General features: G+C 41.8%; 14 protein-coding genes. 1 reads left to right on the forward strand and 13 read right to left on the reverse strand.

What is annotated here, in order from left to right; genetic code table 11:
- The 13 genes from ACZOTW_RS07075 to ACZOTW_RS07135 all read right to left on the reverse strand — a co-directional run.
- A partial coding sequence (locus tag ACZOTW_RS07075; RefSeq protein WP_483997878.1) for a DUF4422 domain-containing protein occupies nt 1-460 on the reverse strand: 460 nt, incomplete at its 3' end.
- 5 nt (nt 461-465) lie between these two features.
- Nucleotides 466-1,668, reverse strand: a complete 1,203-nt coding sequence (locus tag ACZOTW_RS07080; RefSeq protein ID WP_483997879.1) for a glycosyltransferase family 2 protein — start codon at nt 1,666-1,668, stop codon at nt 466-468.
- 52 nt (nt 1,669-1,720) lie between these two features.
- Nucleotides 1,721-2,587, reverse strand: a complete 867-nt coding sequence (locus ACZOTW_RS07085; protein ID WP_483997880.1) for an NAD-dependent epimerase/dehydratase family protein — start codon at nt 2,585-2,587, stop codon at nt 1,721-1,723.
- A 1-nt stretch (nt 2,588) separates the two neighbouring features.
- Complete coding sequence (locus ACZOTW_RS07090) at nt 2,589-3,848, reverse strand: protoporphyrinogen/coproporphyrinogen oxidase (protein ID WP_483997881.1); 1,260 nt, start codon at nt 3,846-3,848, stop codon at nt 2,589-2,591.
- 3 nt (nt 3,849-3,851) lie between these two features.
- Nucleotides 3,852-4,934: a CDP-glucose 4,6-dehydratase gene (rfbG, locus tag ACZOTW_RS07095; RefSeq protein ID WP_483997882.1), complete on the reverse strand. Its 1,083-nt coding sequence runs from the start codon at nt 4,932-4,934 to the stop codon at nt 3,852-3,854.
- On the reverse strand, nt 4,927-5,829 hold the full coding sequence (locus ACZOTW_RS07100; protein ID WP_483997883.1) for an NAD-dependent epimerase/dehydratase family protein: 903 nt from the start codon (nt 5,827-5,829) through the stop codon (nt 4,927-4,929). The genes rfbG and ACZOTW_RS07100 overlap by 8 nt, the downstream gene beginning before the upstream one ends.
- Before the next feature lies 1 nt (nt 5,830).
- Nucleotides 5,831-6,610: a glucose-1-phosphate cytidylyltransferase gene (rfbF, locus tag ACZOTW_RS07105; protein WP_483997884.1), complete on the reverse strand. Its 780-nt coding sequence runs from the start codon at nt 6,608-6,610 to the stop codon at nt 5,831-5,833.
- Nucleotides 6,611-6,625: 15 nt separating this feature from the next.
- Nucleotides 6,626-7,663 (reverse strand): glycosyltransferase family 2 protein, encoded by a 1,038-nt coding sequence (locus ACZOTW_RS07110; protein WP_483997885.1) that lies wholly within the window; start codon nt 7,661-7,663, stop codon nt 6,626-6,628.
- An 866-nt stretch (nt 7,664-8,529) separates the two neighbouring features.
- The gene (locus ACZOTW_RS07115; RefSeq protein ID WP_483997886.1) at nt 8,530-9,774 is read right to left on the reverse strand and encodes a methyltransferase RsmF C-terminal domain-like protein; all 1,245 of its coding nucleotides are present in this window, start codon (nt 9,772-9,774) and stop codon (nt 8,530-8,532) included.
- A gap of 458 nt (nt 9,775-10,232) precedes the next feature.
- Nucleotides 10,233-10,577: a CRISPR-associated endonuclease Cas2 gene (gene cas2, locus ACZOTW_RS07120; RefSeq protein WP_483997887.1), complete on the reverse strand. Its 345-nt coding sequence runs from the start codon at nt 10,575-10,577 to the stop codon at nt 10,233-10,235.
- Nucleotides 10,564-11,547 carry a type II CRISPR-associated endonuclease Cas1 gene (cas1, locus tag ACZOTW_RS07125; RefSeq protein WP_483997888.1) on the reverse strand — a complete coding sequence of 328 codons (984 nt, stop codon included), beginning with the start codon at nt 11,545-11,547 and terminating at the stop codon, nt 10,564-10,566. The genes cas2 and cas1 overlap by 14 nt, the downstream gene beginning before the upstream one ends.
- The gene (cas9, locus tag ACZOTW_RS07130; protein ID WP_483997889.1) at nt 11,525-15,076 is read right to left on the reverse strand and encodes a type II CRISPR RNA-guided endonuclease Cas9; all 3,552 of its coding nucleotides are present in this window, start codon (nt 15,074-15,076) and stop codon (nt 11,525-11,527) included. The genes cas1 and cas9 overlap by 23 nt, the downstream gene beginning before the upstream one ends.
- Nucleotides 15,077-15,216: 140 nt before the next feature.
- Entirely contained in the window at nt 15,217-15,981 is a 765-nt protein-coding gene (locus ACZOTW_RS07135) for an ankyrin repeat domain-containing protein (protein WP_483997890.1), read from the reverse strand.
- A 315-nt stretch (nt 15,982-16,296) separates the two neighbouring features.
- Here ACZOTW_RS07135 and ACZOTW_RS07140 point away from each other — a divergent pair, with 315 nt between their 5' ends.
- Entirely contained in the window at nt 16,297-18,081 is a 1,785-nt protein-coding gene (locus tag ACZOTW_RS07140; protein ID WP_483997891.1) for a GmrSD restriction endonuclease domain-containing protein, read from the forward strand.
- Nucleotides 18,082-18,831 lie beyond the last annotated feature (750 nt).

Here is an 18,831-nt window from a genome sequence, read left to right on the forward strand (position 1 = left end):
GATAAACGGTATCATATTTAGTAGGAACAAATTCCTGCGGTTTAATTGTCAATACATCATATTTAGGGAAATACGGCCATATAGCTTTATCCTCTATATAGGACATATATTTTGGACAAATAGGTGGAAATAAATAAACGGCCCCATGAGGTTCCAACCAAGTCATTTGTTTGTCTGGCACAGGCAAGGACTGATTAAACAGTAAATGCCTCCTATTATGCATAAACCCAATATAGTCTGGATTTCCCAATTTATCATAATTTTTCCACGCCCAATAAATGGCAGTGAATTCACAGTACTTGGGATTTTTATCTGATATGTTTTCTCCGTCGTCATCCTGCAACATTTCTTCAAAACGTTCCTGTGCCAAAGCACACCCAGTTTGAATAGGGGTTAAAATAGAAGTTCTGATGATACTTCTTTTTTCATGATGGGAAATTAAAATCTTGATTTTAGGCATAAACTTTATTGACGGTCAGTCTGTCTAGTCCATATCGGCAGGAAATGAAATAGATACAAAATTTCCTTGTCATCAGTTCTTACACGCTTAAACAATGGAATTTTAAAAAGGTCGTAATATACCTTTCTTTCTTTATGACGAATATACCAGAACGGAATAAATCCAAACAACTTGATACGACTCCGGCTTATTCTAACTGGAACAGGGGTGAAATACCGTTCCATAAAATTAAAAAAATCTGGTGCATATAAAAGCAAGTCACATAAATTTCTGTCTTCTTGCTTATAAACATCGGAAGATTTTACTGTATCTTCCATTTTTTTCATTAATTCTTTAAAACGCAAGTAATATCGAGGCTGGTCCTTGTGTCTGGGAAAACAAATAGTAAAAAACCAGTGATAAGGTATGCGCAAGTTTTTTGCAAGATGGTGTTTTTTTAAGTAGTCAAATAGGTTATCAAAACATATTGGAATTTCCATATTTTTCCACAACACCACCGGAGTAATAGCTCCTTCCGGAGTAATAAGCCTGCGCCAATAGGTAGCATTTTCTTCCCCTTTTATCACATAGAACCGCTTCATATGGGCTAAAAGCTTGAAAGTATACGGAATGTTGTCTATATTCATTCCTTCTAAAAAACGAATATCCGGATGCGCATCCAAAAAAGACTTGCGATACAAACGCCCCCACATTGGGACTTCCGTATCTTCCCGAACGTTTAAATTTACATCATTTAGTGTTTTTTCCCCACTCGTTTCACCAAAATCATACATTTTTTTCAAAGAACCATCCGCCAGTATCATAAAACTTACAGCATTTCGATTTAACACTAAATTATAAGGGTTCCCCAAGGAATCTTTTTTTGTTAAAATTGCATCCACCATTGCCTTAATATGGTCTTTCTCCACCCAATCATCGGGGTCTACAAAACAAACAAAATCCCCAGTAGCATGGTCCAATCCGGCATTGCGCCCGCCGCAAAGCATACGATTTTCTTTGAGTGTGACAATTTTAATACGGGAATCTTTTTTCGCATATTTCTGCAAAATTTTTCCACAATTATCCGGCGAACCATTATCCACGCATACAATTTCCAAATTGTGGTAACTCTGGTTTAGTAAACTGTCTAAACACTCTTCCAAATAATCTTCCACTTTATAAATGGACAGTAAAATAGATACCTTGTGGTAATTTTCTTTTGAGGTCATAAATAAACTCCAATAAATAAAATGAGGTATAAAAAGAATCTTCAAAATCTATTTATAACACAATTTCTTTCAATGCTTTTTCTATGCAATATTTAGGATAAAATCCGACTTCTTTATTTAAGCGTGTGGAATCTCCTACCACACGCACTTGTTGAGGGCTAGATTGCTCCTTAAAAATGACAAAATCTTCTTTACCAATAATTGAGGCAAGTTTCATCACATAATCATGTATGGATGTTCCTTTTCCTGTACAGATATTTACAATTCCTTCTACCGGACTATTTAGAAATGCCACAAACGCAGCAGCAATATCTTTGGTGTAAATGTAATCCCGAATTAGGCTTCCACTGCGGATGATAACTTGCTGATTAGCATTCAAACAGTTCACCACATGTGATGTCAAACGCCGAGGGTCCGTTTCCTTGCCAAAGGCAGAAAAAATGCGTCCCCAACCAAACGAAATTCCATTGTTTTTACAATACGATTGTGCAATTTGACGCACAAAATCTTTGCATTGGCTATAGATATTAATGGGTTCTGCTGGCATATCTTCTTTTAAATTTTCATTATGGTAACCGTACTCAGCATAGGTACCGGCCATCACGGCACGCTTGCCACCACATTTGGCAAACGCTTTTAACAAATCCACAGAAGATGTTAAAAAATCAAAATTCATATTATCATTAAACAGACCAGTAGAAAGCCACGCATAATGCAACAAGAACTCTGGTTTGACTTCTTCTAAAATGTTATCCATTGCCTGTTTATCAAACAAGTTACCTTGAATAAATGTCACACCATCCTGGTTTACTTCATCCCCGATTGTTAATACATAGACTTCAAATCCTGCTTGTTTCAAAAAAGGAATAGTTTGCGTGCCTATCAACCCTGTTCCGCCCGTCAAAAATATTTTTTTCATTTTATACCTCCTTTCCATGGCTAAAAGCTTGGTGGGTCCAAGCATATTCCCATTTGCCAAAGCGCCCAATACTTTCAATTCCTAAGGAACGCAAATAATCAATAATTATTTGTCTATTTTTATAAATACTCGGCACAAATGTAATATTGGCATACGGTTCAAAACGGATATCACTCACAATCAAATCTTCTTGCTTAAATACGCCCATTTGTATTAATTTTTCAATTGTATTTTGCAAAACTTGTTGCGCAGGCAATATCGCCTTTTTACAATCAAAAAATACTTCCGCCTGTAAGGAAGAACAACCCAGAGGGACATTATCTGGCGATTTTAAATTAGGAGAATACACCCGAGCCGGCAAAATATCCGTATCGTAAATATAGAACCACAAATATCGGGCAATATCGGGCCGATTAAAACCCAGTGAAATTTGATAACCACATGTCCAATGCAAACCAGCCGTCGCCTTCATTACTTCTTGCGGAACACGCGGCAGCATTTTTACGATTTCCGGCAAAGGAAGTGTAGAAATCAAGCGATCATAAGTTTGATTTGTTCCGTCTTCAAAAAAAACTTTTTTTTGTCTAGGATTAATTTTTACCACTTTCTTATTAAAGCGAATATCCAACCCATTCCGACATGTATTCAAAATACTTCTAAAGCCACCTTGTTTTGGATAAAGCATTTTTTTTGCAAAGTAAAAACACTCTTTTTGCGTTTCATAGGAACCAGCCAACACCTGCTTTAAATCTGGAGTATACATTCGTACCCCCACCCACTTGGTTTCCAATTCATGTGCATCCACCCCCCAATATTTGCGCGTATATACAAACGGAAAATGCTCCGCAAAATAATTGCCATATTGCACACGCAACCATTCATCATAACTATGGATGTCTTCTGGTTCTTTTCGTGGACGCTGTACAAAATCGGTAATAATTTTTACTTTTTCTTCAATAGAAAGAGGCGCCAAATTATTTTGAGCAGGATGTCGCAACCATATGCCATGATAATAGTTGCCAGGAAAAGGGGTGTGTTCCCACATTCCTCTTTCCCCGGCAAATAATTCCTTATCAGATTTATCGGGGGCAAAACTAAAATGCACAAAACGGTCAAAACGAAAACCGTCAATGGTAAAAGAAGCGCATAAGCCGCCCCAGTCGGTATCTTTTTCAAAAATAATGCTTTTGATTCCTTTTTTATTTAAGTGATACCCCGCTGAAATACCTGCAACACCACTCCCTAAGATAATGGTTTGCATACACTATTTTTTTGCTCCGTGCGCTTCAATCTGATGCACACAATAATTCCACATATCATTGCTATGCAGAGATTCTTTGTACCAATCCGCAGTAAATTCAATTGCTTCATCAAATGACAAATGTGCATGCCAATGATCTAGCATATGATAAGCTTTAGTAACATCTAGACTTAACAAAGTGTTTTCATGCACGGCATTTGGATCAGATTGGTCAATCGCTTTTCCTTTGCCATAATAACTAATTAATTTCTGCACCACTTCCCATACCGTACGATTATTTTCCAACTTGGGGCCAAAATTAAAACTTGTGCTATAAGTAATGGGATCCATCAAAAGTTTTTCACCTACTTTCAAATAGCCGGAGAGCGGTTCCAAAACATGCTCCCAAGGCCGCGTAGCATAAGGGGAACGAATCACAATGTCCTTACCGGCTTCTATGGCACGGATACAATCCGGAATCAAGCGATTAGCACTCCAATCTCCCCCCCCAATCACATTGCCCGCGCGCACGCTGGCAACTGCCTTTCCATGTTTGGCATAATCCTTAGGATTAAAATAAGAATTGCGGAAAGATGCTATCATTAATTCGGCACAGCCTTTTGATGAAGAATAAGGGTCATACCCACCCATGCGATCCGTTTCACGATATCCCCAGATTTGTTCTTTGTTTTCATAGCACTTATCAGAGGTAATCATTACAACTTGTTTGATAAAATCAAATTTTCGTACCGCTTCCAAGATGTTAAGCGAACCCATTAAGTTGGTTTCATACGTCATTTTAGGGTGTTCATAAGAGGTGCGCACCAACGCTTGGGCCGCCAAGTGGAAAATCATGGTTGGTTTATATTTTGATATCACTTCTTCCAACCGTGCTGCATCGCGCACATCGCCCCGTTCATCTGCAAACAATCGTTCTTTTAAATGGGAAACACAGTAGTTGCTTCTTTCTGAGTAGGGGTCCAATGCATACCCCACAACATTTGCACCTAAACTGGAAAGCCAAATAGACAGCCAAGACCCTTTAAAACCTGTATGTCCTGTTACTAAAATTGTTTTTCCCTTGTATGCATCATTAAAATTATTCATATAAATGCTCCTTCCACCAGTTAATTGTTTGTATTAATCCGCCTTGCAGCGAATATGCGGGGGTCCACCCCACTTCTTGCGTCAAACGTGTATTGCTTCCCACAATAATAGGATCCGCAAAATTTTCTTCAAGCGCACCCCATAGAATTTTGCCCTTAAAATTCGTCAAACGTGCCATTTCTTCCACCATATATCGTAACTGTATCGGCTTACCCGAACAGATGTTTACCGCATCCGTTACGTCCGATGCAAAAAACTGGGCAATTGCGCTAGCCGTATCTTCCACATGCAAATAATCCAAAAACTTACTGCATGGACTTACTTTTACAACTTCACTTTTCAACATGGAACAAATAACCGATGGCATAAGCCTAGTTAAACGTTCATGGGGACCATACAGATTAAAAATTCTAGCCCATTTGAAAGCTATTTCGTTTTGCTTGCAAAAGATCTTCCCTGTATTATATAAGGCAGCCTTTACCTGTCCATATAAGGAAGCATTAGCCAATGGTGTACGGTTTTCTTGTAAAAACCCATAAGAAAAATCATATTCCGAGACACTTCCCGCTCCTAGAAATTTCTTCCCGCCATTTTCGGCAAAGAGTTTCAGTAGTTTTAGCGACAAACTTAACCAATCGATATTACTTGCACTCATATGACCTTTAGGGCCTACATACCACGCCAAATGAATCAGATTTTCAAATTTATGTTCCCGCAAATAAGCACTTAATGCATCAGTATCAAAAAGGTCGAGCTCACTTTGTATTAAGTTTTTTTGTGGGGAAAGCGTTTGCATGATAGAGGGAGCATAAACGACATACCCGCGCTTAATCATTTCCTTAGTCACCTGTCTCCCAATAAAACCACTGGCTCCCGTAATCAGAATTTTTTTCATTTTATTTCTCCCACACTTTCCATAGAGCTTTTCCGGCGCTCCATTGTTCGTTGAGTTCAATTTTGTCGCGCAACGTGTCCATCGGGTGCCAAAAACCATAGTGCTTATAAGCGTTTAATTGCCCTTCCTTGGCCAGTTGGGTGAGCGGTTCGCGTTCCCATGCAATATTATCCCCATCCGGAATATAGTCAAAGGCTTTGGGTTCGCAAACGAAAAAGCCGCCGTTTACCCACGCGCCGTCCCCTACCGGCTTTTCCTGGAAGCGTGAAATGGTGCCGCTTGGCTCAATATTAAGCGCGCCGAAACGGCCTGTGGGCTGGACCGCCGTTAAAGTTACCAGTTTGCCCGATTTTTTGTGGCAGTCTAACAACTTATTAATATCAACGTCGGACACTCCGTCCCCATACGTCAGCATAAAGGGCTCGTCTCCTACAAACTTGCAAGCCTGCTTAATGCGCGAGCCGGTCATTGCGTTACGCCCTGTATATAAAAGGGTAACTTTCCATGGTTCGCAGCGGTTCATATGGACATCAATTTGATTGGTTTGGAAATCTATCGTAACATCAGAGTTGTTGGTGTAGTAATTGACAAAGTATTCTTTGATTACTTCGCTCTTGTACCCGCACAGAATAACAAAGTCCGTCAGCCCGTAGTGGGTGTAAAGTTTCATAATGTGCCAAATAATCGGGTAGCCGCCGATTTCCACCATCGGTTTGGGGCGGATAGAGGTTTCTTCCCCCAATCTGGTACCAAGTCCACCTGCCAGCAAAAGTACTTTCATATTTTCTCCTATACGTTATCTAATCCACCATGCTAACTTCGGTAGATTTTTATCTTCTACACAACCAGCTAACTTACATAAAAACTGATATTTCAAACGTGGGTATAAACTGCAATTTGGTAAATGTAAGGCAACTTCTTGCAGCGCTCTGCGCGCTAATGTAAAATCCACATTAGGATATTTCCGCAACCGCCGTACGGCTTGAACAGTTAATCTTATAATGGGGTTATAGACCTCCGGCCCTTTAAACCCACGGCGGGCTAGTTCTCCACATAAATAAACCATTTGCTGTAACGTTCCATACGCTAATTTCCCTTTATCGCTAGAAACAGAGCCTTCTAACACCCGATAATGATACAAATGTTCATTTAAAAACACGATGTTTTTAGCATTTAAATAAAGCAAAAATTCAAAGCCCTGGTCTTCCGCGATAGTATTGGGCAAAAAGTTTAACTTTGCGTTTCTAATTAATTCTGTTTTAATCAGTTTAAGCCATACTTGAGAATCGTCCAATGCGGCCTGTATTCTTTCAGAAAGGGATATTGGCTCTGATTTAAGAAATTCTTTACATCGTTTTTCACAGGGAATATTAATTCCCTTTTCATTAAACCAATACAGACACCGCACCACATCCGCCTGCTTATTTAAGGCACAGTTCAGCAAATGTTCTATATAGATAGGCTCAATAATATCATCGCTATCTACAAAGGCAATATATTCGCCTTTGGCTTCTTGCAATAATTGGTTGCGGGTATTAGCAACACCTTTATTAACTCTGGAAATTATTTTAAAGCGGGGATCTTTTTGTGCAAATTCTTGCAAAATAGCAAGACTTTTATCTGTTGACCCATCATCAATGCATATAATTTCCAAATTGGAATAGGTCTTATTTTTTATAGAAGTCAGGGTCTCCGCTAGGTATTTACCTGCATTATAAACGGGAATTAATACGCTAATAAGAGGCCGTGATGAGTGATTTTGCTCCATAAAAAAGCCCTTTTCCCTTAAACCGTGGGAAAAGGACTTGTGGAAACTCTTGGCGGAGGTATTCATAAGTCCCTTTCCCGTTCACACGCCGTGCTGTAGCGTATGAAAGCGAACGAAACCTATGGAAAAATGAAGTCGGAACAAAGTAAGAGAAGCGAGGAAGGTTGGGAAATTAAAACGGCTGCGTAATGTCAAGTCTAAGGAAGTGCCTTGTCATTAAACAGCCGTGGTTGCACGCAAAATATGTGTGCAACACTCGGCAGAAGACAAAGGGCTCATGACTTCCCCTCATCTTCTGCCTAAACCAGCCGTTTTTGGACTTCCTTAGAACTTTGGTTTCCCAAAGCCCTCCTATTCTTCAATAGGATTCCAAAAACAGAATAAATTGTAATTTTGCCACTCTATGTGGCTGTACTTTATGCTCCTGTAAATATATCGCTTTATGGTAACATATTTCGGGCACAAAGTCCAGCGTGGAAAATAAATTTTGCATTACTGTCATATCTACAACAGACCCGCCCAAACTTATAATTATTGCCACTACAAGATGCCAAACATTTTTCTAAATTTATCCCGCCCGCATTCATAACGCTATTGTGAATTTTACCAACACCCCCGGCGGAACTTGTTAGAACTGTTAAAAGCCACGCCCCAAACAGAACTATTTTAATACTTCCGCGCTGGAAAATGTAATCCAACTGGTCAAAAAATATACACCCGCCACCACCGTGGTTATCAAATCTACTCTTCCGCTAGGTTATACCCGCAAAACCCGTAAGGAAACAGACCTAAAAATATTTTGTTCAGCCCTAAGTTCCTGTGCGGAGGTGTCGTCCCCAATTTAAACAGCATTTCTCATTGATTATTGCAAACCGCTATGAATATGCATTAGACGACGTACAATACAAAGTCTATACGCGCGTTATTTAATTTTACAAACTGCGGATGGCCCAAGGTTTGGGATAGAGGTTGTTGGCGCGGTCGCCTAAGTTCTTTACAAAACCGAGCGGATATCCTTGATACGTTACCAACACAAAGCCGCGCGGTGTGCCCGCAGGCAAAACTAAGGCTTCCCGGTGGAGATAGCGCAAGGCCGCGTCCAAAGACAACTCGGCACGAGGAAAGGAGGTTTCCTCCGTAGTAAGAGAAAGGGCCTGTGCAATAGACGGAATTTGCTCCCGCCCCTTGGCTTCAAATGCGGGCTGACCGTCATAAAGCAAATGCAAAAGCGGATATTTTTTAACTTGTGTGCGCAAAGAGGCGGGTAATGTGGCAAAGGCTCTGTTTCCCCCTTTTTTACGAAGCACCGCCATAAAAAGGCCCTCACTGCGCGTTGTACCCGGGATGAAACGATACACAGGTTGTTTCCACCCCGCAAGCAAACTTTCCGTAATTTGCCACTCCGGGCGGACGGGAACTGCCAAAAGGTCCGCGCCCAGTTCCTCGGCAATCCAACGGACATTTTCTTCATTTTCGTGCGTATTAAAGGTACAGGTGCTGTAAATCAACAGGCCGCCGTCTTTGAGGCAAGGCCAAATATCACGCAAAATTTGCCGTTGCCGCTCTGCACAAAAATATACATTTTTAGGGCTCCACTCGCTGATAGCAGCCGGGTCCCGACGGAACAGGCCCTCTCCCGAACAAGGAACGTCCGTCAAAATAACATCAAACAACAGATTTGTTTTGGCAAAATCTTTTGGCGCATTATGCGTAACCAACACACCCGGATGGCCTTGTTTGAGGATATTTTCCAAGAGAATATTGGCACGGCGGCGGTCAATTTCGTTACTGACAAGCACCGAACCGGCAGGTAAAGCGGCCCGCATAAGGGTAGATTTTCCCCCCGGAGCGGCGCACAAATCAAGCGCGCTGACAGGCCCCGTAATCCAATGCCGCAAGACGTGGTCCAAAAATAGGGAACCGGCCTCCTGCACATAATACACCCCGGCGTGAAAGCGCGGGTCGCGCGTAAAGAGCGGGCGCTCTTTCAACCAAAAGGCTCCCTCGCACCACGGCACCGGCTCGGCCTGTGGAAAAATGGCTTCGCCCTTGGCTTTCCACGGGTTGAAGCGCACACTTACCGCCGCCTCCTGCACAAAAGACTGCTCAAACCGCTCCCAACGCCGGGAGCCAAATAAATTAGCGGTATATTGGATAAATTCTTGCGGCAAGTTCATAACTTATTTTATTGTACAATTATTTGCACAGTACAGGGAACAGAGGCTTATTTTTCCCCAGACACCTAGCGGCGGAGCGGATAAGGTGCGCGGCGAAATTAAAATACTACTCCTTGACTTTGCGCCGCGCGCTTATTAAAATATAAGTAGTTCTTTGAAAAAAAGAGAAATCTTACTTGTAAGTTGGGTAAAAATTGCCTTGTTCCTATTAGGCACCGAAGAATAAGGTAAGATTTGGCATATCCTTAAACGAGTTGACGTCAAGCAGTTCCTATTAGGCACCGAAGAATAAGGTAAGATTTGATAAACTATAAAAAGTTGTTAAAAAATAAACCTTTTTGGTAAAATAATTTCAGAAACCTTATTCTTATTTGTGCCTCAACTTAGGTAACAAGGGCATTAAAGCCCACAAAGGGATTTATTCCCACTTAAATTAGTTTTGATTTGATTGTAAATAATTAAAAATCCTCAAAAAGTATGAGTTGCTCGTGCTTTTTGGGGATTTTTTCTTGCCGTAAAGACGGCCCATAGAAGTTTCTCGTCAGACCAAATTGTTTGTCTGTAACCATCAAAAAAGCACATTGGCCTTGCGGCGGCGTTTGCGGCCCCAACTGCTTGATTAACGCCTGCGCCTGGTGCATTGTGGGCATATTGCGCACATATACGGAATACTGCATCATACTAAACCCGTTATGCAACAGCAACTTGCGAAACCCCGCGTACCGCTTGCGCTGGATTTTGGTTTGCGTCGGTAAGTCAAACACCGCCACCACCCACATAATGCGCCAACTATTGGGTTTCATAAGGGAACTGCGTGGCTTGCCACAGGAGGGCATCAGGAGCCTTTCCGGGACGCGCGGGCAAATTGGGCAACAACAATTTGCGGCGCGTATCTTGCAAACTTAAACAATAACTATTGACGGCAAAATCTACACCTTGGAATAAGCGGTACATCTTCCCTGTAATAGTAATTGTGCTTGCAAGCAACGCGGAAAGCAGTTGCTTTTTAACCTCTTTATCAAAACAGGCGGGCTGATTATCCCTAAAAATCTGATATACGGCCCGGTCAGCCAAAAAACGAAAAGGCTCTATAAAATCGTCGGCCAAGTTAAAAGGATTATCCTTCCGGCAATGCCCCACACCAAAATTCAGACACAGCCCCGCCCCGGCGAGTCCCCGCGCCACAATCGCCCGCAGAACGGCATAACCATAATTTAGCGCAATGTTTACCGGGTCCGTGGCCCCTTGCTTATCCCTAAAATCAATGGGATTATCAAGCGATTTAAAAAATTCCGGCCAATACAGTTGCGCGGCCTGTGCCTCGCGGCACTCTTTATCCCCCGGCTCAATGTGTTTGGCAATTAATTTAAGCCGCTCCGCAAGTTCCGAAGCAAACGCACTTGCCACCAAGGCTTGGCCCGACACCTTGGACGAGAGCAACTGCGCCCAGCATTGTCCGGCGGCCTCGCTATGCAACTGTTGGGCTTGCAAAAACGGTCGGCGGGAACCGTCTATATTCACACCGACGGGCATACTCATAGCACAAGGCATATATTTTTCCCCCGCCGTAATGATTACCGCCCCATTTTTTGCCAGTTCCTGATAAACGGACAAAGACAGGCTGATACACGGGTTAGCCAAAATCAGCACTGCGATATCGCACGCGGCGATAAAATGCGTTTCGCCTGCGTTTTGGAAGGTTATTTTGAGCCGGCCCGTATCAATAGACAGTTTGGCTTCCCTATCAATACTAATCAGATGTTGTATGCTCATTATCTTTTAATTTGGCGATATCCTGACGAGTGGATACCACACTGTAATTTTTAAGATTAGAAGTAAAGGCAAGGGCACCCTTTGCTTCGCTCGCTTCTAAAAATCCAAAACCTTTACCAGCGCTAAGTTGTTTGATTTTATAAATTTTTTTATTCTCTCTATCAAACAACATATCCCCAATAAACACGCGCACCACGCCGGGAGGTACTTGTTTATTGCTTTGATATTGCCACAAAGGGATAAGTGCCAACCTGTTGCCTGTTTTGGCGTCAAAATCCATACAGGCATACCCGCCGTTTTGATAGGCTTTTTTGTGCTGAACACCAACTTTATCTGTGCTAGAAATCTCTTTATCCGCGTTTTCGTCAAACACGCGGATACCGCGGCCAATTAAATACATATATTTTACTTGCTTTACTTTATTGCCCCGGTAATAAATCCCGTCGGTCGGGTCGTCTTTCTTTCCGCACAAGGCTTCCTCTGGCGTCATCCCTTGCGCCAGGCGTTCTTTAAACTGGGTAATAATTTCGTTTTTTACCGCGTCGCCAAACAGCAACTTCTCCAAGTTTTCCAAGGTTTTCTTTTCGTTTGCCTTTAAGAAACTAACGAGCGGGGCGCGCTTTACAAAGCGTTTTTCGCCGTCTTTGGGAAGTATATTATACGCCGTTTGGTCAAACAGTGCGCCGCTAGGAAAATGGTCCGGCTTGTGCCATACCACATAATTGGTGAGGCGCGCTTGCACCTCTTTTCTTATACGGGCTAGGTTTGGAATTGTATCATTTTCCAACAAAAACCCCTCAACATCGTGTTTCTTATCCCGGTTACCTCTTTCATCATAGGCTTTTATGTACAATGTGTTATGCTTCTTATAGAAATTTTGCGCTTTCTGAACTATTGAAACAGAGCACAAACCGATTACGGCCGCATCCACCGCGTGGTGGCGGTGGTCGCACCGTTTATCTAAACTTCCATAAATTTCTGTCTGAAACCGCGCCAACGCCTTGGCATAATCTTTTGTTGTATCGCACGGCTTAAAAAAATCAGCACAATATTTTTCAAATTCAGGTTTGATAGCACTCAATTTATCATACGGGACATTTTCTAAAATTTCCTTTAATTTGTTGCTATCAAGCATTTTTTTATCTGTATCATACAAGGGCTTTCCTTCTGAAAAACGAATTTGAGGAATAATACGGTCAAATTGTAATTGCCGACGCAAATACGCTGTTAAAGTACCAAAAGTGGGCTGTGCAAAACAAATATCTTTGCACCACCCTAATACAACTTTGCCTATCCACGCCGTTTCTTGGTTTTGGCGATCCACAAAATCTTGTTTTAACTCTTCGGGCGTTTTAAGCAGATTATTTATTTTATCTTCTATATTTCGGCCTTTCGGCGTAAGCCAAAATTCGTTATCCCGTTGAGACCATTTCCACTCTTTTTCTTTCAATATGCGCAATCGCTCCACGAATTTAATTAAATTGCTTGCAGGGTAAAAAGGTTCTACTTTTTTCCGATTGCTACGTTTTTTACCTAACAAATTATTGTCCACTAACCACGCTTTATAAGCATCTATTTCTTCTTTAAACTTTCCATTATCATATTGATACGGTAATTGGTTGCTTTTTTTATGGTTTTCCTCTGTAAAAACCAAAACTTTATTTCCAAAAGTATTTGGACCACCAATTTCCCCTTGTTGTGGAATAATATGGTCAACTTGGGTTTCTCTACTATCAAAAGCCTCTGCGTCCGATATTTTCGTACTTCCATTATCACTATAAGGAGACATTCCAGCCTGCTCTTTCCAAAGCAAGTAGCGTTCTATATTATTAGGAGTAGGTAATACACCAAATTCTTTTACTAGTTCTTTCTTTGCCGCGTTTCGTTCATCCGCCTGCGCTTTGTTTTGAGCCTCTAAAAACTGCCGACGGCTTAAAGATTTTTTCATATCACGGGAAAGTTCTATAATAATTTCTTTGGGTTTCCAATTCCGATAAAGCAAATATTGGACCACACGATGAAATTCGTTTAAAGCCTTTATAACCACCGGGTCATTAATGGCTTGCTCTTTCAAAATAGCCTCGGTAGAGCGGAATTTGCCTTGCGGATGCGTTTTTTGCGCTTCTATTTCCGCCAAAATATCCGCTTCCTGTTCGCCCTGCATAATGCGCTCCGTCAGCATTTTAAGCGCTTTAATGCTGTACGAACTGCGCCCTTGCTCCAATACTAGTTCACCCAGTACACCGCGCGCCTTTAACAGCAAAATAAACTGGCAGCACGCTTCGCAAGCCTGCGGGGTGGGTTTTAAGTTTTTGGTTAATTCCGGCACACGCTCTTTTATATACGCGTCTGAATTATCCTCAATGTCCGACAAGTTGGAAACATTGGCAAAAAACTCCAATACCAATTCTTGCGCCGTGTCTGTTAAATTGGACCAGTCGTTTAAAACGCCTGCCTTTTCAAACGCGTACAAGGTGGTGTTGCCTTTCAGCCCACCTCTGGTGTGGTAGGTGCGGTCCAAAGTAAAGGTGCACCCTTCCGGCAGGCCCAACACCTTATATAGCGTGGCAAACGGAACGGCCTTGGTTTCCGGCGAATATTCCGCTGTATGCGCGTCCAAAAACTCAAAAAGTTGCGACTTTTGCGCCAAGGTAAGCGGGACACTTTCGCGCGTGTTTTTATTGCGTACGCGCAAATCAGCCAGAGTCTTTGCCATACGGTAATGCTGATAGGCAATTTGAGCCGCCGCGGCACGCTTTTCCGTGGGATAAATTTCGCAGTTTCCGACCGTTTCCAACTCCCATTTTATCGGACGTTGGTAAAACATTGCCGAGTGGAATGCCTCTTTAAGCGAAATTTCCGTTTTGCCCGGGAAATCGGGGAACATTTTATCCCCCCACACAGCGTAGGATCCGTTTAACTCCAGGTGAAATTTGGCTTGTGTGTCCCAAATTCGGGCAAATTCATCCTCTACTAATTGGCGGTAAATAAAGGTGCCGTCTTCTTCCACCTTCCGCCACGGCTGGCCGTTAGCCTGCGTTTTGCGCTCATACAAGAGTTCGCCCAAGGTTTTACCCCCGGTAAGGGCTTGCGCCGTTTGGGATAATTTTTTACCTACGGTGCCTTTGTCGTCTGCGGACAAGGTACCTTTGTAGCCGCGGTTTTTGACTATATGGCTCAGCACCTTGATAAGTTGCGGGATAGAAATTTCCTCCCGCACCGCTTTGGCACGCAAGGCTACAACGTCCTCTGGCGTGGCGCGCAAAACTTCCGGCGTAACCCCCAAGGATTTAGCAATATAGGACATTTTTTTAAGGCGGGCAGCCTTGCGCTCCACCTGACGGCGAATCAAACGCGCCGAACGGCGGGCGGTGTTTAAAGTTACCATTTCTTTGGGTGCCACAGGTTCGCCAAAGATATAACTGTCCAAATGTTTTAAGGAAATAATCTTTCCGTTATTGTCCGTCTCGTAAACGGCCACCCCAATAGAAGATGTGCCCAAATCAATACCCCAACGGTAATTTGCCATAGTATGCTCCAATAGAAAAATTTAACGAGAAAGAAAAGCAAGTATATACCCATAAGATACAAAAAGCCGTTTTTTTATGCAAGCACAAGGGGTAGTGGGGTGATAGCGCAGTAAAGCGCGCAAAAGTATAGCGGCTTGGATTATAGGTTAGGGCATAATTGGGCACGCGGGATAGTAGGGCGCGGTGCCCCGTAACTTATTAGATATGCTTCGGCTTGTGCGCTTACAAACGGGCACAAATCCCGCATATAATCCGTAATGCCCGTTCCGTCCGGCAGGCGGTGCTGTAAATCAATATGGTGCCGAACCAAGCACTTATAGACGGGGAGCCGCCCCATACCCATTGCCGCGTAAAAAAGCGCATTTCGCCCGTAATTATCCACGGTATTTATATCCGCCCCATAGTGAAGCAGTTTACTTATCATAGCGGGTTGGTTGTAATACGCCGCACGCAAAAGAGGCGTTTCTTGGGGATTATAGTCAGCCTTGCAAGGAGCATTTTTCATATTGGGGTCCGCGCCGAATTTTAGCAATACAGACGCCAGCCGGGCATTGTCGCGCGTGAGCGGATCGCCGCTCTCTGCGGCCCACCACAAGAGGGTGTGCCCGCGCTCCGTTGCGTTGGGGGCTGCCTCGGCTTTTAACAGCCGCCGCAAGAGTCTGGCCAGATACCACCCGGGCAAAATACCGCTATACCCAATCAGGTCCGCCAGAAGTGCCCCCGTGGGCCGGGCGCCGTGGCTTAGCAAAAACTGCACCAGGCGGATATTTTTAGCCAAACAAGGCTCCAACAAAATATCGCCCGGGTACTCACGCATTGGCTGATTGACATCCGCCCCGGCTAGCACCAGTTGCCGCAGGCGCTTCTCGCTACCAGACAAGTATGCTTCAATTAATGGTTCCATATGTTTATCATAACACTCCCCGGCGACAACGGTTTGTCGCCTTGTATTTTTCGGGCAGGCGGCAAATAAGTTCGGGCGCTAAAAATGCTATACTTTGGCAAGATGTGGACGGAATAATTCTCCAAGGATTTGAAAAATGTTTTGGTATAAGGCAACAAGCAAAAAAATACTACACAAGATGTTCCCGGTATCGTCAGTTTTGTAAATGAGCACACCAATAAAAAATATTATTTGCTAGAATATCAACAAAGAGTTTTCCCTTCTGTGCACCTCGCTTTTTAACTCTGTCTATTCCATACAATATAGGAGTTTCCTATGCCAGAACTTTTTAGTAATACCACCCTTACCGTTTTACAATTAATTGAAAAAATTGATACAGGAGAATTGGGATTACCGGAACTACAACGGCCTTTCATTTGGAAAGATAGTAAAATTCGCGACCTATTTGACTCAATGTTAAAAGGATATCCAATCGGTTATTTAATGCTTTGGGAAAGCGCAATAGAATCTAAAAATAGAACCATTGGTACCATTTCCCATAATTATACAAACCCTAAAGAGGTAATTATTGACGGCCAACAACGCCTAACATCCCTCTATGCCGTTATTAAGGAAAAACCAGTTCTAAATGCTAAATTTGAAGAAAAAAATGTTATTATTTCTTACAATCCTTTATTAAATAAATTTGAAGTCGGCTATCAAGCCACTAAACAAGACCCGGAGTGGATGTACAATATTAGTGAATTGTTTAATAATAATAATTTTTTTAAATTAATAAATGAATTTATTGAAAAATTAAAAAAAAGCAAAGAAACAAAAGGAGTTGGGCTCTCGGAAAAAGACGAAGAACTTATTCAAAACCGATTTATGGAGGTACGGAACTTAACCAATTACCCATTGCCTGTTTTTAACATTAAAGCAAATGCCGAAGAAGAAAGTGTTTCTGATATTTTCGTGCGGGTAAACTCTGGTGGAGTTGCTTTAAAACAAAATGACTTTATTCTTACATTGCTCTCGTTGTATTGGGAAGAGGGACGAAAAAAAATTGAAACATTTTGTAAGGATTCTCTCATTAACACCCCCGGCAGTACAACTGCATACAACTCTATTACCCCTGTTTCTGCCCAAGATATTATCCGGGTAGTAATGGCCTATGCTTTTGACAGAGCCCGCCTTCAATATGGGTATAAACTATTACACGGGGCAGACTTCGAAAAACGAGGAACAATAGATGAAACCCTGCGAATCCAACGTTTTGAAACGTTAAAAGCGAAACTACCTGATGTGTTGGATTTACATTCCTGGCACGAGTTTATTAAAGCAATTATGAACGCCGGGTATTTATCAGGGGAATTAATATCCTCTAATAATGCCGTTTTTTATAGTTACGCACTATATTTAATTGCAAAACACCGTTTTAATGCTTCTAATAATGAAAACTTACATCTTACATCTTTATGGTTTTTTTATGCCTCATTAGTCGCTCTTTATAGTGGTTCTTTTGAATCTACTGTTGAAAGCCACTTGAATACAATTAAAACCTTACATTCTTTTAATGAATATAGAAATTTTATCCTTTCTAGAATCAATGAAGAACTTACTAATGACTTTTTTGATATTACACTCGTTGGTTCCAAAGGGCTGGCCGTTTCAGGTTCTGGCAATAATGCTTGGAATGCTTATGTGGCATCCCTAAATATATTGAAAAACAAAATTCTATTTTCAAAAAGTAATTTATTAGTCGCGCAATTATTTACAGATTCGTGCCATAGCAAACGTAAATCATTAGAAAAACATCATCTTTTCCCCAAAAATTACTTAAAACAAATGGGGTATTCCAAAAAGGAAATTAACCAAATGGCAAATTATGCCTATATTGATTGGAAAGATAATGACTATATTGGGGATGATAGCCCGGCAATTTACTATCCGCCTCTATGTACCAATAAGCCAGAACAAGAAATAAAATTGGAAGAGGAAAATAATGCATTACCACACGGATGGGAAAAAATGTCATATGACATATTCCTACAAGAAAGAAGAAAACTTATGGCACAAAAAATAAAACAAGCATTTGAACAATTAAAAGCAGCAGTTTAAAGTCTAAATACCCTGGGTAAACACCCGGGGTATTCTATCTAAAAATAAATTCAACGGGATTGTATTTTTCTACAACGCAACATTACAGAGTCCCCCTCGTGCTAGTTATAACCTAGTATTAGGGTGGTTTACTAATCTAATAAATTCTAATGGGTGGATGTAAATTATTTTTTTAAAGTCTAAAAGTCCCTTATTAAGACGGCATAGTCTAATAGTCAAAGGTTGTTCCAGGGATAAGTTTTTTTAAAGACAGACGTGTAGCTTCGTTGGAGTCCACCTAAAATACCAGTTAGGCTCAATTCTAGCGAGGTAATTTCGGCACGATTTTAGATTCTGTGGCGTTCTTCTGGCCCCTTTTATGGGATTCTTCTAGATTTTAGGACCTGTATTTTTCTCTGTAAAGGGTATCAAGCCCATATACATATCCTGTTAATATATAGACGTGTACCCCAGGGATGTTTCCTAAAATATTTTCTCTGAGAGACCTCTGGTCCCAAAAAGATATCCCTATTCTATTACAAGACAGTAACTTTTGGCGTGTTCCTTGGTTTCCAAAACTTACACAGATAAGCACCCCCAAACAAGCCCACCAAAGAGATAGTAAAATGTGTATTCCTAAACATATAAGGCAAGATTCCCAATATAAAACAAAAAACCCCGCGTTAGCGGGGTTTCAAATCACCTTAAACAAAAGGCTAGGATGAGACCGACAACGATCTACTCTCTCAGCGCCGAATTGGGCGCCAATAC

This window comes from Candidatus Avelusimicrobium sp. (assembly GCF_056976295.1).